Annotated in this window: 19 protein-coding genes; 15 read left to right on the forward strand and 4 right to left on the reverse strand. The window is 39.1% G+C overall.

Going from position 1 to position 24,976, the window contains the following annotated elements:
• Positions 1 to 107: 107 nt before the first annotated feature.
• A complete protein-coding gene (locus tag PQ460_RS12120; RefSeq protein ID WP_273612427.1) occupies positions 108 to 476 on the reverse strand; it encodes a DUF423 domain-containing protein in 369 nt (122 codons plus the stop codon).
• Between the two features lie 36 nt (positions 477 to 512).
• Entirely contained in the window at positions 513 to 1,442 is a 930-nt protein-coding gene (gene coaA, locus PQ460_RS12125) for a type I pantothenate kinase (protein ID WP_273612426.1), read from the reverse strand.
• A 391-nt stretch (positions 1,443 to 1,833) separates the two neighbouring features.
• Between coaA and PQ460_RS12130 the strand changes: the two genes are divergently transcribed.
• On the forward strand, positions 1,834 to 3,501 hold the full coding sequence (locus PQ460_RS12130) for a GGDEF domain-containing protein (RefSeq protein WP_273612425.1): 1,668 nt from the start codon (positions 1,834 to 1,836) through the stop codon (positions 3,499 to 3,501).
• A gap of 119 nt (positions 3,502 to 3,620) precedes the next feature.
• Positions 3,621 to 4,679, forward strand: a complete 1,059-nt coding sequence (locus PQ460_RS12135) for an LLM class flavin-dependent oxidoreductase (protein WP_274169913.1) — start codon at positions 3,621 to 3,623, stop codon at positions 4,677 to 4,679.
• Here the strand turns inward: PQ460_RS12135 and PQ460_RS12140 are convergent, their stop codons facing one another.
• The gene (locus PQ460_RS12140) at positions 4,680 to 5,570 is read right to left on the reverse strand and encodes an AraC family transcriptional regulator (protein WP_274169914.1); all 891 of its coding nucleotides are present in this window, start codon (positions 5,568 to 5,570) and stop codon (positions 4,680 to 4,682) included. It abuts the gene before it with no gap.
• 150 nt (positions 5,571 to 5,720) lie between these two features.
• Between PQ460_RS12140 and PQ460_RS12145 the strand changes: the two genes are divergently transcribed.
• The 12 genes from PQ460_RS12145 (at position 5,721) to PQ460_RS12200 (ending at position 21,989) form a co-directional block, all read left to right on the forward strand.
• On the forward strand, positions 5,721 to 8,468 hold the full coding sequence (locus tag PQ460_RS12145; protein WP_274169915.1) for an alpha-L-rhamnosidase: 2,748 nt from the start codon (positions 5,721 to 5,723) through the stop codon (positions 8,466 to 8,468).
• 306 nt (positions 8,469 to 8,774) lie between these two features.
• Entirely contained in the window at positions 8,775 to 9,800 is a 1,026-nt protein-coding gene (locus PQ460_RS12150; RefSeq protein ID WP_274169916.1) for an acyltransferase family protein, read from the forward strand.
• Positions 9,801 to 9,820: 20 nt separating this feature from the next.
• Positions 9,821 to 10,261, forward strand: a complete 441-nt coding sequence (locus PQ460_RS12155) for a GNAT family N-acetyltransferase (RefSeq protein WP_274169917.1) — start codon at positions 9,821 to 9,823, stop codon at positions 10,259 to 10,261.
• Positions 10,262 to 10,455: 194 nt separating this feature from the next.
• Positions 10,456 to 11,634, forward strand: a complete 1,179-nt coding sequence (locus PQ460_RS12160; protein WP_274169918.1) for an alanyl-tRNA editing protein — start codon at positions 10,456 to 10,458, stop codon at positions 11,632 to 11,634.
• A 186-nt stretch (positions 11,635 to 11,820) separates the two neighbouring features.
• The gene (locus PQ460_RS12165; RefSeq protein ID WP_274172925.1) at positions 11,821 to 13,662 is read left to right on the forward strand and encodes an assimilatory sulfite reductase (NADPH) flavoprotein subunit; all 1,842 of its coding nucleotides are present in this window, start codon (positions 11,821 to 11,823) and stop codon (positions 13,660 to 13,662) included.
• 63 nt (positions 13,663 to 13,725) lie between these two features.
• Positions 13,726 to 15,453, forward strand: a complete 1,728-nt coding sequence (gene cysI / locus PQ460_RS12170; protein WP_274169919.1) for an assimilatory sulfite reductase (NADPH) hemoprotein subunit — start codon at positions 13,726 to 13,728, stop codon at positions 15,451 to 15,453.
• A 192-nt stretch (positions 15,454 to 15,645) separates the two neighbouring features.
• A complete protein-coding gene (gene abc-f, locus PQ460_RS12175) occupies positions 15,646 to 17,202 on the forward strand; it encodes a ribosomal protection-like ABC-F family protein (RefSeq protein ID WP_273612417.1) in 1,557 nt (518 codons plus the stop codon).
• Between the two features lie 176 nt (positions 17,203 to 17,378).
• Positions 17,379 to 17,723 (forward strand): hypothetical protein, encoded by a 345-nt coding sequence (locus tag PQ460_RS12180; protein WP_274169920.1) that lies wholly within the window; start codon positions 17,379 to 17,381, stop codon positions 17,721 to 17,723.
• Between the two features lie 438 nt (positions 17,724 to 18,161).
• Positions 18,162 to 18,884, forward strand: coding sequence for a YebC/PmpR family DNA-binding transcriptional regulator (locus PQ460_RS12185; protein WP_273612415.1), 723 nt, complete (start codon positions 18,162 to 18,164; stop codon positions 18,882 to 18,884).
• Positions 18,885 to 19,119: 235 nt separating this feature from the next.
• Positions 19,120 to 20,847 (forward strand): ubiquinone-dependent pyruvate dehydrogenase, encoded by a 1,728-nt coding sequence (gene poxB, locus PQ460_RS12190; RefSeq protein WP_274169921.1) that lies wholly within the window; start codon positions 19,120 to 19,122, stop codon positions 20,845 to 20,847.
• Between the two features lie 62 nt (positions 20,848 to 20,909).
• Positions 20,910 to 21,263 carry a DUF948 domain-containing protein gene (locus PQ460_RS12195; RefSeq protein WP_274169922.1) on the forward strand — a complete coding sequence of 118 codons (354 nt, stop codon included), beginning with the start codon at positions 20,910 to 20,912 and terminating at the stop codon, positions 21,261 to 21,263.
• A gap of 222 nt (positions 21,264 to 21,485) precedes the next feature.
• Positions 21,486 to 21,989, forward strand: coding sequence for a ferritin (locus PQ460_RS12200; protein ID WP_273612412.1), 504 nt, complete (start codon positions 21,486 to 21,488; stop codon positions 21,987 to 21,989).
• A 113-nt stretch (positions 21,990 to 22,102) separates the two neighbouring features.
• On the opposite strand, the gene PQ460_RS12205 is transcribed toward PQ460_RS12200, so the two are convergent.
• Complete coding sequence (locus PQ460_RS12205; RefSeq protein WP_273612411.1) at positions 22,103 to 22,666, reverse strand: GNAT family N-acetyltransferase; 564 nt, start codon at positions 22,664 to 22,666, stop codon at positions 22,103 to 22,105.
• Between the two features lie 192 nt (positions 22,667 to 22,858).
• On the opposite strand from PQ460_RS12205, the gene PQ460_RS12210 reads away from it, so the two are divergent.
• The gene (locus PQ460_RS12210) at positions 22,859 to 24,865 is read left to right on the forward strand and encodes a TerD family protein (protein ID WP_274169923.1); all 2,007 of its coding nucleotides are present in this window, start codon (positions 22,859 to 22,861) and stop codon (positions 24,863 to 24,865) included.
• The last annotated feature ends 111 nt before the right edge of the window (positions 24,866 to 24,976 follow it).

Consider the following 24,976-nt stretch of genomic DNA (forward strand, 5'->3'; position numbering starts at 1 on the left):
GAACACAAAAAGCCTTGAACGTTACGGTATGCATCTAGCATAACAGTGTACACGTTCAAGGCTTTTTCTATTGAATAAATACAGATGAATCTATATGCTTTACTGTATTAGCCTTGTACAACAGCGACTAACAATACAATCCAACCCGCTATAAAGGCAAGTCCGCCTAGAGGAGTAATCGCTCCTAATTTACGAACACCGGTAAAGCTAAGGACGTACAAGCTGCCTGAAAATAAAATAATCCCTATACAAAGCAACCAACCTGCGGTTACTGCAAGAGTAGAGTGGGTTAGATTCTGTCCAAGTGTTCCTATCAACAACATTCCCAGTCCATGTGCAATATGGTATTGTACACCTGTTTCGTATACTTTCATCATATCAGCGTTGAGCTTCTTTTTGAGCGCATGTGCACCGAAAGCTCCAAGAGCTACAGCCAGAACCATCATGATACAACCGATGATTAGTATCGTTTGCATTTTATCCACCTCCAATAGACATCACTATATCTTTATTTATAATTTACGTAAGTAAATATTTTGAATCGTATGATTGGCTTCCTTTTTCAAAATCAGCTGTGCGCGTCCTTTGGTAGGAAGAATATTTTCATGTAGATTTTTGGCATTGATCGATTCCCATGTATGATGAGCCACTACAGTCGCTTCTTCTTCAGACAGATCAGCAAATCGAGAATGGAAGTACGAATCTGGATTCTGAAAAGCAGTCTGGCGTAACAATTGGAACCGCTCTACATACCAACGAGCAATATTTTTCTCTTCTGCATCAATAAAGATCGAGAAGTCGAAGAAGTCACTCACGAATAAGGGACTATCCTTTTTCACTTGTAGTACATTAATGCCTTCTACAATTAGAATGTCAGGATGATCAATAACGCTTTCCTCATCAGGAAGAATATCATACGTTAAGTGTGAATATTTGGGTGCTTTTACTTTCGGTTTACCGGATTTCACTTCTCCAATAAACTGAATTAAGCGCTTAATATCATAGCTTTCAGGAAATCCTTTACGGTTCATAATCCCATTTTTCTCTAACACAGCATTTGGATACAGAAAGCCGTCCGTAGTGACCAGATCGACTTTGCGATGCGTATCCCAGCGAGTAAGAAGGGTCTGGATTAAGCGAGCAGTGGTGCTTTTTCCAACAGCTACACTACCAGCAATACCGATAATATAAGGCGTTTTGCGGGCTTTTTTCTGCAAAAAAGAAGTGGTTAACTGATGGAGCTGTTGAGAAGCACCCACGTAAAGATGAATCAGATGAGTCAGCGGTAAATAGACCTCTTCCACTTCTTGCAGAGAGACCTTTTCATTTAATCCACGTAGCTTTTCTAATTCAACCTCGGTCAAAGATAATGGTGTATCGTGATCTTTTAAGGAAGCCCATTCCTTGCGATCAAATTCGATGTATGGCGAATATCGTTTCATGTGCTCTCACTTTCTGAGAATTTTTTTAATTCTAGTGTACCAAACTTTACAATGAAAAACCTCTAAAACGTTTATGACATGTTCTGTTGACCTTCCAAACAGTGAAGTTAGGCTAAGTTTAATGATAATACTAACAAATAGCTTACATCAATCTTGCTTCTTATATATTGAATAGACTAAGGTAGATAAAGACTAGATATAGAAATGAAGTATACTTACTTTCTTGATACTAAGATAATGTTCATTTCTCGATATACATAATGGTAATATAAGTATACATTGGTTTATTTATATTTATAAAAACGTACATTCAACCTATCCAATACAGATTCATTTTATAAAAAACTATGCATGATGATCTTATGATGACAGGCTATAAGGAGGAACTATTTTGTCCGAAAAATATAATCATTCCCATTTTTCCCATCAGGACAAATCTACATTCAATCTTGAATTGCATACCAAATCCTTATTAAGCGATACATCCGTTGTGCATACTCCTGCTTCTTTTGCCAACATGTTAGATACGCTTGAAATGATGCCTTACCGCAATATCAATCTTTCTGTATATGAAGTTCGTAAAAGTCTAGAAATTGCGAAATCTCTTGATGTAGAAGACCTGATTATTCGTACTCAGCTTATCCATGCCGATATTATGGGCAGACAAGGTAAAATTGCTGAAGGCGGACGCAAAATTCGTAAAATCAATAAATGGGCTTTGGATCATAACCATCATTATTTGTTAGCTCGCAGTCATCGATTATTGGCTGCTTTTTATAGACGTATTGGAGATAATGAAAGTGCGTTAGAAAATGCTGTGATTGCTTTTAAATACTTGCCAGAGGATACTTCACTACCGATTCGTGCAGATCATCTGATGACGCTTGCGTTAACACTGGATGAGGTGGGGGCATATGAAGATTCGGTACATCGTTTTCAAGAAGTATTAGAGATCGCAACCGCTACGAATGATTTTCAAATTTCGATGTTTGTTTTAAATAATATGGCCTATACCCAGTATGAACGTGAAAATATTCCTGAAACGTTAGAATTAATCGCTCAAATGCGCGAATTAAGTGTTAAATATAAAGTGCCTTTAGAAGCGCAACAATTAGATACGATTGCTGTGATTGAGATTCAAGCCGGTCGTCCAGAAGAAGCGGAGAAAACATTGCAACCGATGCTTCATGAACCTGTAGGAACGCGTAAGTTAGGAGAACTGGCTACTTTACCAGAATGTTTGTTAACGCTAGCCAAAGCGCAACGTCTACAAGGCAAATTAGAAGAGTCTGAAAAAACGTTACGAGAAGCTGCACATATCTCGGAAGAACATGGACTGGCACGTCTGAGTGTCAAAGTCAGACTTGAACGTTCAGAATGGTATGCTGCTTCCAATCGGTATCAAGAAGCTTATGAAGAACACCGCTTGTTTTTTAAAGAAAATGAAACATTGCGTTCCACTCAGCGCGAGACCCGGGCACGTATTTTACAAATTGTATATGATGCAGAAGAAGCCAAACGCGATAGCGAGTATTTTAAAGAAATGGCACTACGTGATCCTTTGACAGGTCTGCACAATCGCCGCTTTATGGATGTGCATATGAACAAATTGTTAGAGCGTTGTATTCTACTGGAGCAACCTCTGACTGTCGCTATGATCGATCTGGATTTTTTCAAATTAATCAATGACACATTATCTCATGAAGTAGGAGATATTGTACTGGTTCATGTCGCGAAAATCTTATCGCTTACGATTCCTTCAACTGCTGCTGTAGCACGTATAGGCGGGGAAGAATTTGTAGCTGTATTTCCAGAAACAGATCTCAAGCAAGGCCGAGTATATGCCAATATGTTGTGTGAAGCGATTCGTTCAGCAGATTGGAGCCCCATTACAGGCAACTTACCGGTGACAGCAAGTATCGGTATTTCTACGATTACAGATCAAGCTCAATCCAGTGCAGAATTACTGGCTCTAGCAGACCATCATCTGTATGAAGCGAAAAAAGCAGGTCGTAATCAGGTGATTTGCGGAGAAGATGTATTACGAAATATAGAATAAATTGAATTATATTTAGTTATTTTTAATAAATAACTTATAATTAATAACAATTAGGTGTATACTATAGAGATAGTGAATCCATAACACCATCCATAATTAACAAGAAGGAGGTATTCATTATGTCTGAACAACACCAACAATCAGATTCATCACATTCTACAAATAAATTAGGAAATATACCCATATCTATACTTGATCTTGCACCGATAACAGCAGGAGCAACAGCATCAGATGCTTTTAAAAATAGCCTTGATATGGTACAACATGCTGAAAAATGGGGATACAATCGTTACTGGGTAGCAGAGCATCATAATATGCCAGGGATTGCGAGTTCTGCAACTTCGGTAGTGATCGGTTATTTAGCGGCTGGAACTTCAACAATTCGTGTTGGTTCAGGTGGAATTATGCTTCCTAACCATGCTCCGCTTGTGATTGCAGAGCAATTTGGTACGCTTGAATCTATGTATCCAGGACGGATTGATCTAGGTCTTGGACGTGCACCGGGTAGTGATCGTCGTACAACGCTTGCTTTGCGTAGACAATTGGATAGCGGAGAAGACTTTCCAGAATTGCTGGAAGAATTAACTTCCTTTTTCGATGCGTCAGCGACTTCTTATCATGCACCGATTCGTGCTGTACCGGGTGAAGGCTTGAGTATTCCGATCTGGTTATTAGGTTCTAGTGACTTTAGTGCACAATTAGCAGGTCAAAAAGGATTGCCGTTTGCATTTGCAGGTCATTTTTCACCTGATTATACACAGCGTGCATTAGCCGTCTATCGTCATCATTTCCAACCTTCAGCTATTTTGCAAGAACCGTATGCTATGGTCGGTGTGAACGCGATCGCTGCTGATACAGATGAAGAAGCCGAATGGTTAGGTACGACTATGCAACAGCAATTCCTTAATATTATTCGTGGCAAAACAGGTCAAGTTCAACCACCTACAGATATGTCTAGCAAATGGACACCTTATGAACAAGATGCTGTAGAAAAACAACTACGATCGACAATCAAAGGTGGCCCTGAAAAAGTAAAACAACAACTAACACAATTTATTGCAGATACAGGAGCCGATGAATTGATTGTGACAGGAATGTTATATGATCATCAAGCTAGACTACGCTCTTATGAAATTATTAGTGAAGTGGCAGAGATTCGTAACACTGTAAATAGTTAATTATTGGGTATGATCTATAGAACGAATAAACCGGCGATATGCTTTCGGAGCAGAGCCGGTTTTTCTTTTGAATAAATGATGAAAATAAGATACATCATGATAGCCGACTTGCTCGCAGATAGCACTTATTTGCTGATCTGTCGTACGTAATAGATCACAAGCTGCTTGAATTCGTAACATCTGTACATAATGAGACATCGATGAACCGGTATGTTTTACAAATAACCGATGAAGCTGACGAACACTAATCTTCATTTTGGCGGCAATCTCTGATACTGATATCGACTGATGGTAATGAGTATGAAGTTCGTGTAGAACATCCTCCCATGTAGAAGAAGATAGTGGTAGTAAGACTTCACTTTCGGTATCTGATCGATGTAACAACAGTAAAATTTGAATAACATACGTATACACAGCCGTTATCCAGCCTGCCCGTTCGCGATGATACTCTTCGTATACCTGTTGAAATAAACGATGAAATTCTTGAAATCGATCATAACTATAACGATACTGCTGATCAGTTAACAAAGGTTTTAGGACTTCACTCCCCGGATACGTAGACAATACCTCTAATAACGAATTGGCATCGAAAATACAATTATAAACAATCAACGGATCAGCATCGCTAGCAGGTGATGGACGGTATACATGCGATATGCCCATCGGCAACAGAAAGAAATCTCCTTTTTTGACAGGAGAAGAGATGCCATTGATCACATGACTGCCTGTACCTTCACTGACATAATTCAATTCCAAAAAATCATGCACATGTTCATGAAGTTCATACGATTCGGCTACCCGATTAATATAGATTGGGATGTCTTTCGTAAAAAAGTAATCACCTATCAGCTTATCGATTCTGCGTTTGATCGTCATCGTATATTTTCCCATCCTTCTCAATGTCCGATTTACCACTTTAATATGTCTGAATCCCCCATTTTAAACGCTTACAACTATCGTATGATAAAAAAGAAAGCATCTCAAGTGCCGCTTATTGAAAGCATGAGCATCTATCTTAACGATTGAAGGAGCGTGTATCGTATGGATCATCAGTCTGCTTCAAATAATGGATTAGAAGTGATACAACTGCAATGTGAATATCGTACTCACTGGTTAGGTAGCGATCATCTTCGTCCTCAATTTAGCTGGATTATTCAATCTAATCAACGATCCACAATGCAGTATAGCTATCGTATACAAGTTGGATTAGATAACGAGGATTGGACACAACTGCTATGGGATTCAGGAATCGTCGTTAGTGATCAATCGATTCAAGTCAAGTATGCAGGTTCACCTTTGCAATCTCGCACGCGTTATTATTATCGTGTACAGATTCAAGATCAACAGGGAAGAACGTCAGCATGGAGTGAGATACAGTGGTGGGAGACTGCTCTGCTAGAGCATACAGAATGGCAAGCGCAATGGATCACTCCTGAAGAAGAATGGCATAACCCGCAGTTAGAATCTGTTTTTCAATTACGTAAATCATTTACATTACCTGAAAATATCAGTTCTGCGCGTATTTATGCGACAGCAGCGGGATTATATGAGCTGTCTATTAATGGTATTCGTGTAGGCGATGAATGGTTCACACCGGGATGGACTAGCTATACTCATCGTCACCAATATCAGACTTACGATGTTACAAAATATCTGCAAGCAGGAGATAATGCAATCGGTATCAGTCTAGCCGATGGATGGTATACCGGTCGTCTCGGTTGGGAAAATAAGCGCCAGCATTATGGAGAACACAAAGCATTATTGTTACAACTTCATGTTCGTTATGAAAATGGCAAAGAAGAGATTATCGGTACAGATACATCATGGCATAGTACACCTAGCCCCATAACGTTAGCATCTATTTACGATGGAGAACATTATGATGCTCGCTTAGAACAACCAGATTGGGATCAACCTGGCTACGATGATTCTTTATGGTCAGGGGTAAAAGTAGCCGAGTTGGCTTATGATCATCTGATCGCTCAAGAAAATTGGGCGGTTCGTGTTACAGAAATACTGACTCCTGTAGAAGTGATACATACGCCTGCCGGAGAAACGGTATTGGATATGGGGCAAAATATGGTCGGTCGCATACGTGTAACAGGTATAATACCTGCTAACACGCACTATGTTATACATCATGCTGAGATTTTGGATCAACAAGGGAACTTTTATCGTGGTAATTTGCGAACTGCTAAGCAAGCTGTTCATTATATCGCTAATGATCAACAAGACCGTAAGATTAATCATGCGCCACGCTTTTCATTTCAAGGCTTTCGCTATATCCAGATTGAAGGATTAGATCACCTTACCGATCAGCAACTATTGGAGATGGTCACAGGAGAGGTTATGCATTCGGATATGCCGATTGCAGGTTCATTTGAATGTTCTCATCCTCTGGTTAATCAATTACAGCGTAATATTGTATGGGGACAACGGGGGAATTTCTTTGATGTGCCTACAGACTGTCCGCAACGGGATGAACGCTTGGGTTGGACAGGGGATGCACAGGTATTTATACGTACAGCCGCGTTCAATTATAATATCGCTCCTTTTTTCCAAAAGTGGTTACGTGACTTGAGTGCAGATCAACGTTCAAATGGTAGTGTGCCTTTTGTTATACCTGATGTATTAAGTGTATTGGACGAGGAAAAAGGTGATACTGAACTCCCTGCTTCAGCGGCATGGGGAGATGCGGCTATAATCTGTCCATGGGTTATGTATTTACATTATGGAGATCAGAACCTATTACAAGAACAATATAGCAGTATGAAAGCATGGGTTGATTACATTTACAATCAAGGTAGTCATCATTATCTCTGGAATACAGGATTTCATTTTGGAGATTGGTTAGCTCTGGATGCCAAAGAAAATAGTTATATGGGAGCAACACCTGTCGATTTGGTTGCGACTTCTTATTTTGCATATTCTACCCGAATTGTACGGGATACGGCTGTTGTATTGGGACAAGCAGCAGATGTGAAATTATACAGTGAGCGTCTGGAGCAGATTATTCAGGCATACCGTCATGAATTTGTGACACCAGCAGGAAGGCTAGCTGCGCCGACTCAGACTGCACATGCGCTAGCGTTAATGTTTGATTTGTTAGAAGAACGTGATCAACAGCGTACCGTAACCGAATTGAATAATCTTGTGATCAAAAATGATTATCATTTAACGACTGGATTTGTAGGGACACCGTATCTATGCTTTGCTTTGTCAGATCATGGACACCACGCTACAGCGATCAAATTATTACTTCAAGAGCAATATCCATCCTGGTTATATCCTCTTTCCAAAGGAGCGACCACGATCTGGGAGCACTGGGACAGCATTAAGACAGATGGCTCATTCTGGCCGGATGATATGAACTCGTATAATCATTATGCTTATGGAGCTATTGGAGAATGGCTGTATCGTTATGTGGCTGGACTAGATATGGACGAGAGTATACCTGCCTACAAAAAAAGTAAAATTTATCCTCGATATGGCGAAGGAGAAATTACTTCTGCCAGTGCTATATTAGAATCTGCTTATGGCAAAATTCAATCTAGCTGGATCGAGCATGAGGATCAGCGACAGTTAGAAGTAATCATTCCTGTTAATACAACCGCTGATATTGTACTGGATCATGCAATATTGTCATCTATTCAAGAAAACGGTCAGCCATTACATGAGATTGAAGGCATTCATAATATACAAGAAATGCAAAGCACAATCATCATAACGATCGGCTCCGGTCATTATCATTTTGTATACCAATATCAGCCGATCTCAACATTAGTATAAATACGTATTCCACACCGCCCAAAATAATACTCAAAAGCTCTGTTGCTTCGATATAGAACAGAGCTTTTTGCTATCCCTCTATATGCTGCGATGGATGCAAAAGTGGCATCGCTATACAAGCACTGTTATAATCATACGCAATGTGTTAACGATTCATTGATAAATTTGCAGGGTAAAACATGCATAAATTTACAATGAAATTAATATTGAGACGATGATACAACGTGCCCTCTCAGCACAGAACCAGAAGTGACTGCTGTTCAGATGTTGAACAATAGTGTGTTTTCTGGCAAAGGAGCGAAAGAGATGAACACGAGAGATTATTATTTTGATAATTTAAAATTTCTTCTGATTACGCTAGTAGTAATCGGTCATTTGATCGAGCCGTTAAATGAAGATCCGCTACTACGACCGATTTATTTGATGATTTATACTTTTCATATCCCACTATTCGTACTGATATCCGGTTATTTTGCTAAAAATATTGGTAGTGGTGATTATTTGAACAAAGTGATCAGTCGATTAATTGTGCCTTATTTGCTATTTGAATCGTTATATTCCTTATTTGATTTCTGGATCTATGATCGAGCAGAGTTGAAATTTTCTTATTTTACTCCGTACTGGTTGATGTGGTTCTTTTTTAGTATGATTTTGTGGAAAGTAGCAATGCCTTATATCATTCGTATTCGTTATGCTTTGCCGATCGTAATTGGGATAGCGATACTAGCAGGATATGCTAATGACGCACAATATTATGCTAGTGTGTCACGGACGCTTGTCTTTTTTCCATTTTTTCTGATCGGTTATTTTTTAGATAAATCATGGATTGATCGGTTACGTACAACCAGAATGCGCATCTATTCAAGTATTGGATTGATTCTTACGTATGTCATGATCTCTTCGTATGGATATAAGTACAAAAAAGAATGGTTTTTTGGAAGCTTTTCGTATGAATCGTTAGGGCATGACGAATGGAGCGCAGGTATATATCGGATTGCTGTATATGGTGCTGCTGTGTTGATTGGAGGAATGATAATGATCTTAATTCCTGAGCGCCAACTTCCCTGGATATCAACCATGGGAACCAACACACTGTATACATACCTGCTCCATGGATTTATTGTGCTGGTTCTGACAGCAAGTGATTTTTATACTCATTTTACAACGACGACCGAAAAGTTATTGTTAATTCCTTTCGGGATCATATTAACGATGTTGTTATCATTTAGCAGTATTCGTTTTCTATTCAAATGGTTAGTTGAACCTAAAATGAAGTTATTATTGAAGCATCATCCAAGTCGTTCTAATCGCAGTAAAAGCCAAACAGGGTAAACCAGTACTCAGGAGGAATTATGGAAAATATAATCGTGCAGCAGATACAATGGAATACAGATCAATATCGTGCATGTCTTTCATTGCGTGACGAAGTATTACGGCAACCTTTGGGGCTTAGTATATGGGATGATCCTTGGCAAGAAGAAGGCAACGATATTCATATCTGTGCGACTCTGGAGCAAGATACTATAGGTGTTCTTTTATTGCGTCCAATCGATCAGCAAGTCATCCAGATGAAGCAAGTCGCTGTAAGTGAAGCTGTTCGAGGTAAGCAAGTTGGCAAAAAGCTAGTCGAATTAGCAGAACAGATCGCTATAGCAAAAGGATATCGTACGATCATTTTACATGCACGTGAGAATGCTATTCCTTTTTATAAGAAACTTCATTATTCATCAGTTGGAGAACCTTTTACAGAAGTGGGTATCAAGCATAGTAAAATGATCAAACATATCCAGTAAATCAATAAAACGTTAGTGAAGTATCGGTATTCAGAGCAGTAAAATGTTCTGTTGCAGGTATTTTATTAACGTTTTTTTGTTAGGCTTGAAAGCAGATTACAGAAGCATGTTCACTAGACGACTGATGTATAAGGAAGATATGATAATAAAGTGTGAATTAGAACGTATACATTGGATAAAGAAAGGAAATGATTATGTCAGCTATTTTATATTACAACGATTCATTTTTGCGAGAATGGACAACAACGATTGTAGAACGTCGTGAACAAAATAATCAGTACTTTGTTCGGCTAGAAGAGACTGCTTTTTATCCACACGGTGGAGGACAGCCTTGTGATACAGGGACGATCAATGAGATCGATGTGTTAGATGTTGTCAAAGAAGATGAGTATATCTGGCATCAAGTATCCCAATTACCAAATGATAATGAAGCGCAATGTCAATTGAACTGGGAACGTCGATTGGATCATATGCAGCACCATACCGGACAACATTTATTGTCGGCTACAGCATTACAATTGTTCAATGCACCTACACTCAGTTTTCATTTAGGGCAAGATATGGTCACGATCGATATTGATCGTAAATCGATGAATGACACTGAATTAGCTACACTTGAGCAAGCAGTCAATCAGCGAATTTACGATAATCTAGCTGTCAGCAGTTATTTTGTCAATGCAGAGCAATTAGCTCAATTACCTGTAGTGAAAATGCCGAAAGTGACCGAGGATATCCGCATCGTCGAAATAGAAGACGTCGAATACAATACTTGCGGAGGAACACATGTATCACATACCGGACAGATTGGACTTATCAAACTATTCAAAGCTGAAAAGCAAAAAGGCAGTATCCGTATCTATTTCAAATGTGGTGCTCGTGCACTTGCTGATTATAATGACAGTTTGCATATTTTGAATACGCTTGCTACCAAATTCAATACAGGTCGCAAAGATATTTTGGAACGCTTTGGCAAATGGGAAGAAGATCAACAACAACTCAAAGCTGAATTAGAGCAATTGCGTAAAGCTAACGATACTTATGAATCGAATCAATTATTATCTCAGATGCAAAATCAACAGATAACACATATATTTGAATACAAAACATTATCAGACTTACAACGGATCGCCGCTACGCTGATCGCCGAGCAAGAAGTGACAGTGCTGTTCGCAACATTAAGCGAATACAAAGTCTTTTTAGCTCAAAACGGTCATCCTCATTTAAAATGTGGTGCTTTTTTCATAGAACATCTAGCTACCTTTCATGGAAAAGGCGGAGGAAGTGATCTTTCAGCGCAAGCTACCTTTACTTCGGAAGCTGATCTTATCGCATTTTATGAATTTGCACAGCAACAACTCCATCTTGTTCGTTAATTTAGATGTATAGTGCAAAATTATTGCTATACGTTTATCAGCAGAACTAATAAGTGCTATAAGGCATTCTGATTGGTAGTGAATTGACCGTTACATCGCACTATGATAAGTTCAAAGGAGTAAATTAATTCTGATCACAATACTAGGAATTAGTATCGCAGGATGCTACAGATGGGGTGGATATTGTTGGAACTTCAAGTGATGAATAGTCCTTTTAATCAAGAGCAGGTCGATCTGCTTAATCGTCTTCTGCCTACACTTAATACAACACAACGTATTTGGCTTAGTGGATATATTGCAGCATTGCCTGAATCAGCGGCAGGTCCGACAACAGCAAACGCTGTTGCTGCGCCAGTAGAAACAAGCAATGGACAAGCAACCGTAACCCTTTCCAAAGACGTTACAATCCTTTTTGGATCACAGACCGGAAATAGTAATGGCTTAGCCAAAAAAATGGCGAAAAAATTAGAAGAGCAAGGTTTTCAGATTACACTTTCATCGATGGGTGATTTTAAGACTAATCAGTTGAAAAAAGTAGAAAATCTGCTGATCGTGGTAAGTACACAAGGAGAAGGAGATCCGCCGGATAATGCGATTCCTTTTTTTGAATTTGTGCATAGCAAACGAGCGCCTCAATTAGATCATGCACGCTTTGCAGTGCTTGGATTGGGCGATACATCTTACGAATTCTTTTGCCAGACCGGAAAAGATTTCGATAAACGCTTAGAAGAACTGGGTGCAGAACGCCTTGTACCGCGTGTAGATTGTGATGTGGATTTTGAAGAACCAGCGACAGCATGGATGAACGATGTACTGACAGCTTTGACGCAATCTGCGGAGACGTCTAGCCCTTCAGTAGCTGTAAATTCTTCGGCGACTGCTAGTGCAACAGTAGAGTCTGAATATACACGTACCAATCCTTTTCAAGCAGAAGTGCTCGAAAATTTAAATCTTAACGGACGTGGTTCCAGTCGGGAGACCCGTCATATAGAACTTTCATTAGAAAGTTCTAACTTAGAATACCAACCTGGTGACAGTTTGGGTGTGTATCCGCAGAACCATCCGCAACTGGTAAGTGACATTATCTCTGCGATGAACTGGAATAGCGATGAAGTAGTTACGATCAGCAAGCATGGAGATCAAGCCTCTCTACACGAAGCTTTGCTTCATCATTATGAGATTACAACCGTTACGAAGCCGATTGTGCAGCAATTAGCAGCGTTGTCTGCAAGTGATGAATTGAAAGCATTAGTAGCATCTGGTCGTGAACAAGAACTACGTACTTATATCAGTGGCATCGATCTGCTTGATCTGATACAAGATCATTCATTTGCAGGTGTATCTGCACAAGATTTCACATCGGTATTACGCAAAATTCCTGCACGATTGTATTCAATTGCAAGTAGCCCGCAAGCTTTTCCAGAAGAAGTTCATGTGACTGTACGTGCTGTACGCTATGAAGCACGAGGTCGTGAACGGTATGGAGTATGTTCTATACATTTAGCAGAACGTCTGGAAGCTGGTGATACATTGCCGGTCTATATTCAACATAACGATAATTTCCGTCTGCCAGAGAATCCAGATACCCCGATTATTATGATTGGGCCGGGTACAGGAGTCGCTCCTTTTAGAGCATTTGTCGGTGAGCGTGAAGAAACAGGAGCTTCCGGTAAATCATGGTTGTTCTATGGAGATCAGCATTTTGCGACTGATTTCTTGTATCAGACCGAATGGCAACGCTGGCTTAAAGATGGTGTATTAACACGAATGGATGTTGCTTTTTCACGCGATACGGCTGAGAAAGTATATGTACAACACCGTATGTTAGAACGTAGTAAAGAGTTGTTCGAGTGGCTTCAAGAAGGAGCAGCTATCTATGTGTGTGGTGACGAGAAACAGATGGCGAACGATGTCCATTTGACCCTAGAAAAAATTATCGCTCAAGAAGGTCAACTAAGCCCTGAAGAAGCGACTGAATATTTAACATGTATGCAACAGGAAAAACGTTATCAACGGGATGTGTATTAAACGTTCAAGGTTCCAAACGGTTGAACGTCAATCATTCTGTAGATATCGAGAGGAGACAATTAGATGGGGAATCTAGAAAAAGAAAAACCGTATCCTCCGCATGATCGAGCACATAGCGATGTTGAGGATATTAAGCGCAATAGTAATTATTTACGAGGTAGCTTAGAAGAAACATTGAAAGATCCAATTACCGGTTCGATTCCAGAAGATGATAACCGTCTGATGAAGCATCATGGTAGCTATATGCAAGATGATCGTGATCTGCGTACCGAACGTAATAAGCAAAAGTTAGAACCTGCGTATCAATTTATGCTACGTGTGCGTGCTTCTGGTGGTGTAGTCACTCCTGCACAATGGCTGATGATGGACAGCATTTCTCATAAATACGGCAATGATACGATTCGCTTAACGACCCGTCAATCATTCCAGTTGCATGGTGTGCTGAAATGGAATCTCAAAAATACGATTCGTGAAGTGAATGAATCGCTACTAAGCACACTTGCGGCTTGTGGTGACGTGAACCGTAATGTGATGTGCAATCCGAATCCATATCAATCAGATGTTCATGCTCAGGTGTATGAATGGGCTTGTAAAGTCAGTGAACATTTAGATCCCAAAACAAGAGCCTACCATGAAATCTGGTTAGATGAAGAAAAGATTATCGACAGCAATGAGGTAGATCCAGAACCGATCTACGGCGCAGTCTATTTGCCGCGTAAGTTCAAGATTGGGATTGCGGTTCCACCTTCTAATGATGTTGATGTATTTTCACAAGATTTAGGGTTTATCGCTGTGGTCGAAAATGATGTGCTGCTCGGATTTAACGTTTCGGTTGGTGGCGGTATGGGAATGACACACGGAGATGATAAAACCTATCCGCAAGTGTCTAAAGTAATCGGCTTCTGTACACCAGAGCAAATGATTGATGTTGCTGAGAAAACAGTTACCATTCAACGTGATTATGGTGATCGTGCTGTACGTAAGCATGCTCGCTTCAAATACACTATAGATGATCGTGGACTACAGTGGTTCGTGGATGAATTACACGAACGTCTAGGCTGGCAGTTACAGGGTGCGCGTCCATTCCATTTTGACCATAATGGAGATCGTTATGGTTGGGTGAAAGGGAACAATGGTAGATCCCACTTAACTTTATTTATCCAAAATGGACGTATTATGGATGATGGTGATTATCAATTGATGACGGGCTTGCGTGAAATTGCCAAAATTCACGATGGTGACTTCCGTCTAACAGCCAATCAAAATCTAATTATCGGTAATGTAAGCAGTCGCAAAAAGAAAAAGATTGAAGAACTGATTGAGCGTTATCAATTAACCGCAGGTGCTCATTATTCAGCGCTTCGTCGTAATTCGATGGCTTGTGTATCATTACCAACATGTGGAATGGCGATGGCAGAAGCTGAGCGTTATTTACCTGAATTGATCGACAAAATCGAACCGATCTTAGAAGAAGCAGGTCTGCGCGATGAAGATATCGTGATTCGGATGACCGGTTGCCCGAATGGATGTGCACGTCCGGCACTGGCTGAGATTTCATTTATCGGTAAAGCTCCAGGTAAATACAATATGTATCTAGGCGGTAGCTTTACAGGGCATCGTCTGAACAAGCTATACAAAGAAAACATTGGCGAAGAAGAGATTTTAAATTCACTACGTCCAATGGTCAATCAATATGCCAAAGAACGGATCGCTGGCGAACATTTCGGTGATTTTGTTATTCGTGCAGGGTATGTAGAAGAAGTATTAGATGGTATGCAATTTCATGCTTAATGCTTAGTAATAGAAGAGTAGATTGATATGATTGTTCAAAAATCCTTTACAGTGCCTTTGATGCTGTAAAGGATTTTTGTATGTTCTTACTAATTATTCGTACATCATGAGATTATTCCGTTGAGTTGTTAGCGATTTCCCCCTATAATAAAACGAGGAAAAAAGTCTAACAGAAAAGGTGTTATATCAACCATGAGTATATTGAATGTAGAGAAGTTAAGTCACGGATTTGGTGATCGTGCTATTTTTAAAGATGTATCGTTCCGTCTGTTAAAAGGCGAACATATTGGCTTAATCGGAGCAAATGGTGAAGGTAAGTCTACTTTTATGAATATCGTTACAGGTAAATTACAGCCAGACGAAGGTAAAGTAGAATGGTCGAAGCGTGTACGTGTTGGTTATTTGGATCAACATGCTGTGCTGGATAAAGGCATGAGTATTCGTGATGTATTAAAAGGCGCTTTCCAGTACTTGCTTGATATGGAGCAAGAAATGAATGATATGTACGGCAAAATGGGAGATGTGACTCCTGAAGAATTAGAAGAATTGCTAGAGCAAGTAGGTACGATTCAAGATACATTAACCAACCAGGACTTTTACTTGATCGATGCCAAAGTCGATGAGACAGCGCGTGGTCTGGGATTAACCGATATTGGTCTGGACAAAGACGTAAACGATCTGAGTGGTGGCCAACGTACCAAAGTGTTACTTGCTAAATTGCTACTTGAAAAACCAGATATTCTTTTGCTGGATGAGCCGACCAACTATCTGGATGAAGTGCATATTGAATGGTTGAAGCGCTATTTGATTGATTATGAGAATGCGTTTATTCTAATCTCGCATGATATTCCATTCTTGAACAGTGTAATTAATATTATTTATCATATGGAAAATCAAGAATTAAGCCGTTATGTTGGCGACTATGATTATTTCCAAGAAGTCTACGAAATGAAAAAGCAACAGTTAGAATCAGCTTTCAAACGTCAACAGCAAGAAATTTCACAATTGAAAGATTTTGTTGCACGTAACAAAGCCAGTGTAGCGACTCGTAATATGGCGATGTCCCGTCAGAAGAAGCTGGATAAAATGGATGTGATCGAGCTTGCGCAAGAACGTCCGAAGCCACAGTTCAACTTCAAAGTCGGTCGTACCGCAGGTAAATTAATTTTTGAAACGAACAATTTGATTATTGGTTATGATGAGCCATTGTCCAGACCACTTGATCTCAAAATGGAACGCGGTCAGAAAATTGCGTTGGTCGGTGCGAATGGTATCGGTAAAACGACCTTGCTACGTAGTATTTTGGGCGAAATTCAAGCTATTTCAGGTACAGTACAACGTGGAGAACATCAGCAAATCGGTTACTTTGAACAAGAAATGAAAGGCGATAACTACAATTCTTGTATCGAAGAAATATGGAAAGAGTTCCCTTCGTATTCCCAATTTGAAGTTCGTGCTGCACTGGCGAAATGTGGTCTAACAACCAAACATATCGAAAGTAAAATCGCTGTCCTGAGCGGTGGCGAAAAAGCAAAAGTACGTCTATGTAAATTAATTAATCGTGAAACCAATATTCTGGTACTCGATGAGCCGACGAACCATTTGGATGTCGATGCCAAAGATGAATTAAAACGCGCACTTCAAGCATACAAAGGCAGTATCTTAATGATCTCTCACGAACCTGAATTCTATCGTGATATCGTGACAGAGACTTGGAACTGTGAAGATTGGACAACAAAAGTATTTTAAGATCATTAACTGTACGTATAGATTGCAAAAGAGTGCTCTCAAGCACTCTTTTTTTGTTGATTATTTTTAAATGTATATATTGATATAAAAGTTATTGTATAATGTAAAACGAAGTCTATCATTATTTGGAAAAAAAGAACATAACCTACTTTTTATTTACTTCAAAGGAGAATCAAATGAACAAGCTGGAGATTGCTTTATTGATAGTGATTGGTTTGATTGCTGTAGGAATTATCATCACCGGATTACGCTGGATGAGCTTGAGTAAAAAGCGTACGCAAAGTGAGACTGTTGTCGAAAATAATGCTATTCTTGCTTTCACACCGGAAGAAATCGCTAAAAAGCTGTTGTTTGTATTTATCAATACTGAATTTCTTTTTGTTGCTCTTTATCTACTGATCTATGTTAAGTCTTCTGGAGCCAATCTGATCGCTTATGTATTACTTGCTGTGTATATTGTAGGCACCATCTATAATATTATCGTCAATATCCGCAAGTTCAAAACAGGTGGATCGCTGTAAATCGGGCTTGATTTAAAGTAGGTACATAAATATCGTTTTGCATAGTCATAAGCGATTCTATTCATATGATTATAAAAGCAACGTAAATACATGTCATCTAAGAAGCACTACAGTATAGATATCACTATCTATATTGTGGTGCTTTTTTGCGTTTTGTGTGTGATCTAGTTTGCATTTGTATAGGAACCAGAAGAATAGAATAACCTATGTCGATTATCACATTTATCAAATTACCATAATAAAACATTCCTTCTGTAAGGCAAATAGATATGGGCAAAGAGTGCTATTATTATCAAGCAATTGCTTCATCGTATACGTTATTATGAACCAAAATGAACAAAAACAGCAGGAATGAACTTGTTCACGCATCTTTTTACGAGTATAATTAGACACTGACTGATTATATAGATTTAATATTAGAAAGAGAGCGGGATAACTATGGGCCGTAAATGGAATAATATTAAAGAGAAAAAAGCTTCAAAAGATGCTAACACAAGTCGTGTATACGCTAAATTTGGAGTTGAAATTTATGTAGCTGCGAAAAAAGGCGATCCAGATCCAGAATCTAACCGTGCTTTGAAAGTCGTTGTAGAACGCGCAAAAACATATAACGTACCTAAAGCGATTATTGATCGTGCACTTGAAAAAGCAAAAGGTAGCGGAGATGAGCAATATGCTGAACTTCGTTATGAAGGCTTTGGTCCAAACGGTTCGATGATTATCGTAGATGCGTTAACCAATAACGTAAACCGTACTGCACCAGAAGTTCGTTCTGCTTTTAACAAAAATGGCGGTAATATGGGTGTAGCTGGTTCTGTAGCTTACATGTTCGATTCTACAGCTGTTATCGGAATCACTGGCAAAACGGCTGATGAAGTATTGGAAATTCTGATGGAAGCTGATGTAGACGCACGCGATATTCTTGAAGAAGATGAAGCGGTAATCGTTTATGCAGAACCTGATCAATTCCATGCGGTACAAGAAGCGTTCAAAGAAGCAGGTGTAACTGAATTTACGGTTGCTGAATTGACGATGTTACCACAAAACTACCTGACTCTTCCTGATGAAGCGACATATGCACAATTTGAGAAATTGATTGATGCACTTGAAGATTTGGAAGATGTACAACAGGTCTATCACAATGTAGAGTTCGAAGATTAAGATTTGATAACTATCCATTTGGATGACAAAAGGATATGTAATATTTTGATCTATAATTATCGGATATCGTAGTATATATTTTTTATCAATAAGAGCCCTTTACCTATTTATCTGGTAGAGGGTTTTTGTATATATTTACATATTGTTTGAGAATACCTTATCTGCGGGTAAAGAATGAATTATGTCGAAAGAACAAATAAAATATAGACTATAGGAAAAGAGAAGGTGACTGTGTATGAAAAAAAATATTGCAGATTCCGTTGTAGAAACATTAATTAACTCAGGTGTTAAACGCATTTACGGAATTGTAGGGGATTCACTGAATGCAGTTATGGACTCTGTACGTCGATCTGGCAAAATAGAATGGATACATGTTCGTCATGAAGAAGTGGCTGCATTTGCCGCAGGTGCAGAAGCTGAATTAGAAGGCAGTATTGCTGTATGTGCAGGAAGTAGTGGACCGGGAAATCTGCATTTGATTAATGGACTGTATGATTGTTATCGTAATCGTGTGCCTGTATTGGCGATTGCTGCTCATATTCCAAGCGATGAGATTGGAAGTAGCTATTTTCAAGCGACTCATCCTGAACAGATCTTTCAAGAATGTAGTTCTTTTTGCGAAACGATTATGACAGAGAAGCAAATGCCACGTACGATCAATATGGCAATTCAGACAGCGATTGCTCAATCGACAGTATCTGTTATTATTTTACCAGGAGATATTGCTGCTCTAGAATCGGGAAAACACCCGGTATCCGACATTCCGGCTCATGTTACTCGTCCGGTCGTTCATCCTTCAGCAGATGAATTGCAAAAGCTGGCTACTTACTTAAACGAAGGTAAAAAAATCAGTCTTTTATGTGGTGCAGGTTGTAAAGGAGCACATGCAGAAGTGATGCAATTAGCAGAGCGTCTTCAATCTCCAATGGTCACAGCACTTAGAGGAAAAGAACATTTAGAGTATAATAATCCTTATTTTGCAGGTTTATCGGGATTAATCGGGTATTCATCCGGTTATCATACGATGATGGATTGTGATGTACTGCTCATGCTAGGTACTGATTTCCCGTATCGTCAATTTTACCCTGAAAAAGCGATTATTTTGCAAGTAGATATCGATCCTTCTCATATCGGAAGACGCACCAATGTGAACTACGGATTATGTGGAGATGTCAAACATACGATAGAACAACTATTACCTTTACTTACAACAGAACATGATTCGAATCATTTGCAGAAATGTGTAGATCGTTACACTAAAGTACGCGAAGGGTTAGATGAACTGGCTGTCGGCAAACCAGGGCATACTCCGATTCATCCACAATATTTAATGAAATTGTTAAGCGATGCAGCTACAGCAGATGCGATCTTTACAGCAGATGTAGGGACACCGACTGTATGGGCAGCTCGTTATTTGCAAATGAACGGTCAACGTCGTCTTCTAGGCTCATTTAATCATGGAACGATGGCTAACGCTCTTCCGCAAGCGATTGGAGCACAAGCAACCGCTCCAGAGCGTCAGGTGATCTCTTTATCCGGTGATGGTGGACTATCAATGCTAATGGGCGATCTATTAACGTTAAAACAACACCAATTGCCGATCAAAACGGTTGTATTTAACAATGGAGCACTAGGATTCGTTGAACTGGAAATGAAAGCCGCTGGATTCCTTGAAACAGGGACTTCGCTAGTTAATCCTGACTTTGCTGCTGTAGCTAATGCACTGGGCATTATGGGAATTCGAGTAGAAGATCCGGCGGATTTGCCTTCTGCTATTGAACGCATGCTCGCTCATGATGGACCTGTATTGCTTGATGTGGTTATTAACCGTCAAGAACTATCCATGCCACCGAAAATCACTCTCAAACAAGCAGAAGGATTTACAGTATGGAGCATGAAAGCTATCTTAAATGGACGTGGCGATGAGATTATTGATTTAGCAAAAAGTAATCTTTTACGTTAAGTTGGTCATTTTGGGTAATAGAGAGTATGAGAACATTAAGAAAGACACAAGGAGGCGTTCCTATGGGTAACCCGATTAAAGATATCAAAAAAAGTATCGATAAGTGCAAAAGCACAGCAGATCAGATTAAATTGACATTAGATGATGTCAAAAAAGATGTGGATGGCGTAAAGAAAAATGTTGATCGGATTAAAGAACAAGCAGGGCAGAAGTCAGCCGATTTGAAAGTAGCTATGGCTACGATTAAAGGTGCAGGGCAAAATACTAAAGAAATCGGTAACTCATTCAAGTTATGTCTGAATGAAGTAAAAGCCCTTTTTTCGATGAAAGAAGAGCCAACTTTGGAAAGTGCTCCATCGACGTATTCTGAAAATACAGTAGAAAATCCAAGATTGCTTCAATCGTCTAATCGTTAATTATTGCAAGGCATAACACATACAGACAGGATCATCTGCATATTTTAGTGCAAATGATCCTGTTTTTTAGTTAGTTTGCTGTAGAGCATATAAAGGCTTATGCTGGGGATATTTACTACACCCAATTTCGTCACAATTTGGTGTCACTGGATATTCAAAATTAGTGCGTCAATTGTGTGTTATAATCAATTCATATTACATAGAGGTTGAGGTGTTCGGATTATGGCTACTGAATTAGTACATGCACTAAATGAACAAATGAATTTTGAATTTTACTCTGCACATACGTATATGGCGATGGCGGCATACTGTTCAGGAGAAAGTCTGGATGGATTTGCAAATTTCTTTATTGTACAAGCAGAAGAGGAACGTTTCCATGCGATGAAAATCTACAAATTTCTAAATGATCGTGGTTATCGTGCTACACTGACAGCTATGCCAGAACCTACGAATGAATATACATCTATGCTTGATGTTTTTGAACATGGTTATGCACATGAGAAAAGAAATACAGAAAAATTCTATCATCTTGCAGATCTAGCGCTTAATGAGCGTGAGCATGCAACGATCTATTTCTTAAAATGGTTTATCGACGAACAAGTTGAAGAAGAGTCTTTATTCGATAATCTGATTCAAAAGTTACGTCGTATTGAGCAAGATAGTAATGCTTTTTATATGATGGATACAGAGTTTGCCGGACGTTCTTTCACAGCTCCTGCGCTATAAAGGTATAAACAATAGACATGCGTATACTATCTACTACGTTAAAGTACAACAACGATATTGACTAAATATGTACTGTCATCCCATTCTATAACTTGATAGATAACCAATAAAGCCTACCTTTTACGGTAGGCTTTTTCATGGAAAGAAGTAATATAACGAAATAACGATTCGCCTTGATCGGTTACAGCAAAATCAGTCTGTAACGGCAATACCATTGCACGATAAGGTTCTGGAACCCAGATATATTGATGTACATAAGAAGTCGCTATAAACCCGCACTTTTCCCAAAATAATAATCGACTTCGATTGAGCGGAGTATCTTCTGCTTCTACCTCGATCACAATAGCAGCGATACCGTGTTCATCAATAGCCCACTGTTTGATTTGCTCCAAAAAAGATAGACCTATTCCTTGATCTCGCCAATCTTGATGCACAGCCATATAATCAATAATTAATATAGATTCAGCAGCCGAACCGACCAGACCGGTAATAGCCATAGCGATAACCTGTTCTTGATCAAATAAGGCGTGAATAAATGAATTTTTCTGTTCAAGCATGATCCGCAAAATCCGCTTAGGCTTCGCTCCATGTGGAAATGCTTCTTCATAAATGGGTTGAATCTTTTGCCATAATGATTCATCCCAGATTGATGTAGTAACCCATTTTAATGATGTCATTCTTTTTCTCCTTCCACCATATCGCTCTCCTCATTATATTAGACCCAAAGCACAATGTACTAATCACCATAAAATATTTCATTTCCTTCTTAGGAAAAAAGAGGTAAAGTTAGAATAATATAAATGATTATTAGATCACCTAAATATCGTTTCTATCTTTTTTTCTATCTTTTTCACTAAAGGAGTTTTCACATGAGTTCGACGACTAACTATAGAGCATCATATCAGTCTTACCTTAACCGCCAGGATGTCGATGGTTCCAAAATGAGGTACATATTTATCATTAATACAGCCGACGGCTTACAACGATATATGAAACGTAATAATATGCAATCCGTATTGACCAAGCTTTCTCCATTATCGATGTTTGGTGAGATTCAAGTCGTGGCGCAGATCGAAGGATCTTTTTATCAATTACCTGATTTTACAGAGCATACCGCTTCCCAATATATGAAAACACAGATTTATGGCAAAGACGCATTACGCGGAGAAAAAATAGATTTATTTGCAGAACTGTTTCATACCAGCGAATTAACTCATATTATCTGGTTCACAGACGAAGAAGTTACACCTTATACACGAGTAATTCAGTCGATGAATGCCCCGCATATGTTCTGGAATTTTGTCTCGATCAAGGGATCGCCGTTACGCTGTGCTACTAAGCCACCCAAAAATATTATACTGACCCATATTCCCAAAATATCTAGTCTAGCCACGTCTGTATTGTATCGCAAACTGCTGAATAAATTTGCTCAGTATGTGAACAAAACTGATCTACCAATGCATGGACGAGTACGAATCAGCCAGATCGAAAATACGGCGGATTCGCAACATGTGATCAAAGGCTCCAAGTCTAAAGTAGAACAAACCAATCTAAAAGTAGGCATTGGTTGGAAAACAGTAGAAGGAGAATGTCTAAGCGCTGCGATGTTGCTGACTAATAACCAATTAGCGGATGCAGAAAATATCGCTTTTTTCGGTAACAAATCAACGATCGGTATGACGCATGTAGATGGTCGAGAACTACCGACAGAAGATATGGAGCAATATACAGTTAATCTATCCGCGATAGAACAAGCAGGGCAAGATAAGATTCTATTTACGCTAGTTATGCCTGATGGTACACCTGAACAATTGTATATTCGGGTGCTGACTTACGATAATCGTGAATTGATTCGTTTTCAGATCGATATGGAGACGTGTGCATCGAATACTGCGCTGGAACTAGGTGCATTGTATTATTACAAGCAAGAATGGCGCTTTAATGCAATTGGGAATGGTTATAATGCAGGCATGGAAAAAATCGGTGCAAATTATGGAATCCCTGATCTAACAGATACGTATAATTTTACAGCTGAAGTCTTAGAAGATATTGCTCTAAATGGGAAAACGTTTGAGTATCATATGCAGGATTTGTTTACCAAATTGGGTTATGAAGTAGAAGTGCCTACCAGTGATCCATATGCACCGGATTATGGTGTAGACCTAATCGCTATTAAAGGTGGAGTACGCAAAGCTGTACAGTTAAAATGCTTTAGCAATGTCGTACCGATCAAAGCGGTACAAGAAGTCTATGCAGGTGCACGTATGTACAATTGTGATAAATATATGGTGGTAGCCACCAACTACTTTAGTCGTGCCGCTCTGCAATTAGCAGAACAGTTAGATGTAGAAATATGGGACAAGATGCAGTTAGCCAAAGTGGAAGATCGCCTACGCTCACGTATCGGTGTCTCTGATGAAAATGAGCTCAAGCTCAAACTTTCCAAAAAAGATGCAGAAGATGAAATCGATATTGATATCTCTGCTTTTCTAGTCAATGGATCTGATCAATGTGAAAGTGATGAAGATCTTATTTTCTATAATCAGACCGATCATCCAAGTGGGTGTATACGACTAATTAATGATACAGCATGGGAAAAAATGATGTATATTGATCTATCCAGCTTGCCGACTTATTGCGAGAAGATTGTTATTGTAGGTTCACTGGATGCGTACAAGCAAAAAGTCGAATTAACAATAGATAATGAATTGAATTTGTATCATACTTTCGAATATATGCCGAGTACGGTGTGTGATACGTTAGTATTAGGTCAATTCCGCAAAATTGATGGGGAATGGGCATTTACCACTTCAGAAACGTATTTTGTCGGTGGATTAGAAGAAGCTTGCAAAATGTATGGTCTAACGACAGGTTAATGGCGTATAGGTTACATTTATTCTTCAATTTATCAATACACAGGATCATATTCATACGCAATTACTGTATTTAGGATTTATTCTTACTTCCATTGCAGTGCTCTAGTTTGT

The organism is Paenibacillus sp. KACC 21273, from assembly GCF_028736095.1.
GTDB lineage: Bacteria > Bacillota > Bacilli > Paenibacillales > Paenibacillaceae > Saccharibacillus > Saccharibacillus kyungheensis.

Excerpts from the sequence above, each read along its gene's own strand:
- poxB (WP_274169921.1), top strand. The coding sequence starts at position 19,120 with ATGAAAAAAAATATTGCAGATTCCGTTGTAGAAACATTAATTAACTCA.
- cysI (WP_274169919.1), top strand. The coding sequence starts at position 13,726 with ATGGGGAATCTAGAAAAAGAAAAACCGTATCCTCCGCATGATCGAGCA.
- coaA (WP_273612426.1), bottom strand. The coding sequence starts at position 1,442 with ATGAAACGATATTCGCCATACATCGAATTTGATCGCAAGGAATGGGCT.
- PQ460_RS12145 (WP_274169915.1), top strand. The coding sequence starts at position 5,721 with ATGGATCATCAGTCTGCTTCAAATAATGGATTAGAAGTGATACAACTG.
- PQ460_RS12155 (WP_274169917.1), top strand. The coding sequence starts at position 9,821 with ATGGAAAATATAATCGTGCAGCAGATACAATGGAATACAGATCAATAT.
- PQ460_RS12185 (WP_273612415.1), top strand. The coding sequence starts at position 18,162 with ATGGGCCGTAAATGGAATAATATTAAAGAGAAAAAAGCTTCAAAAGAT.
- PQ460_RS12205 (WP_273612411.1), bottom strand. The coding sequence starts at position 22,666 with ATGACATCATTAAAATGGGTTACTACATCAATCTGGGATGAATCATTA.
- PQ460_RS12160 (WP_274169918.1), top strand. The coding sequence starts at position 10,456 with ATGTCAGCTATTTTATATTACAACGATTCATTTTTGCGAGAATGGACA.
- abc-f (WP_273612417.1), top strand. The coding sequence starts at position 15,646 with ATGAGTATATTGAATGTAGAGAAGTTAAGTCACGGATTTGGTGATCGT.
- PQ460_RS12140 (WP_274169914.1), bottom strand. The coding sequence starts at position 5,570 with ATGGGAAAATATACGATGACGATCAAACGCAGAATCGATAAGCTGATA.
- PQ460_RS12200 (WP_273612412.1), top strand. The coding sequence starts at position 21,486 with ATGGCTACTGAATTAGTACATGCACTAAATGAACAAATGAATTTTGAA.
- PQ460_RS12180 (WP_274169920.1), top strand. The coding sequence starts at position 17,379 with ATGAACAAGCTGGAGATTGCTTTATTGATAGTGATTGGTTTGATTGCT.
- PQ460_RS12210 (WP_274169923.1), top strand. The coding sequence starts at position 22,859 with ATGAGTTCGACGACTAACTATAGAGCATCATATCAGTCTTACCTTAAC.
- PQ460_RS12195 (WP_274169922.1), top strand. The coding sequence starts at position 20,910 with ATGGGTAACCCGATTAAAGATATCAAAAAAAGTATCGATAAGTGCAAA.
- PQ460_RS12150 (WP_274169916.1), top strand. The coding sequence starts at position 8,775 with ATGAACACGAGAGATTATTATTTTGATAATTTAAAATTTCTTCTGATT.
- PQ460_RS12120 (WP_273612427.1), bottom strand. The coding sequence starts at position 476 with ATGCAAACGATACTAATCATCGGTTGTATCATGATGGTTCTGGCTGTA.
- PQ460_RS12135 (WP_274169913.1), top strand. The coding sequence starts at position 3,621 with ATGTCTGAACAACACCAACAATCAGATTCATCACATTCTACAAATAAA.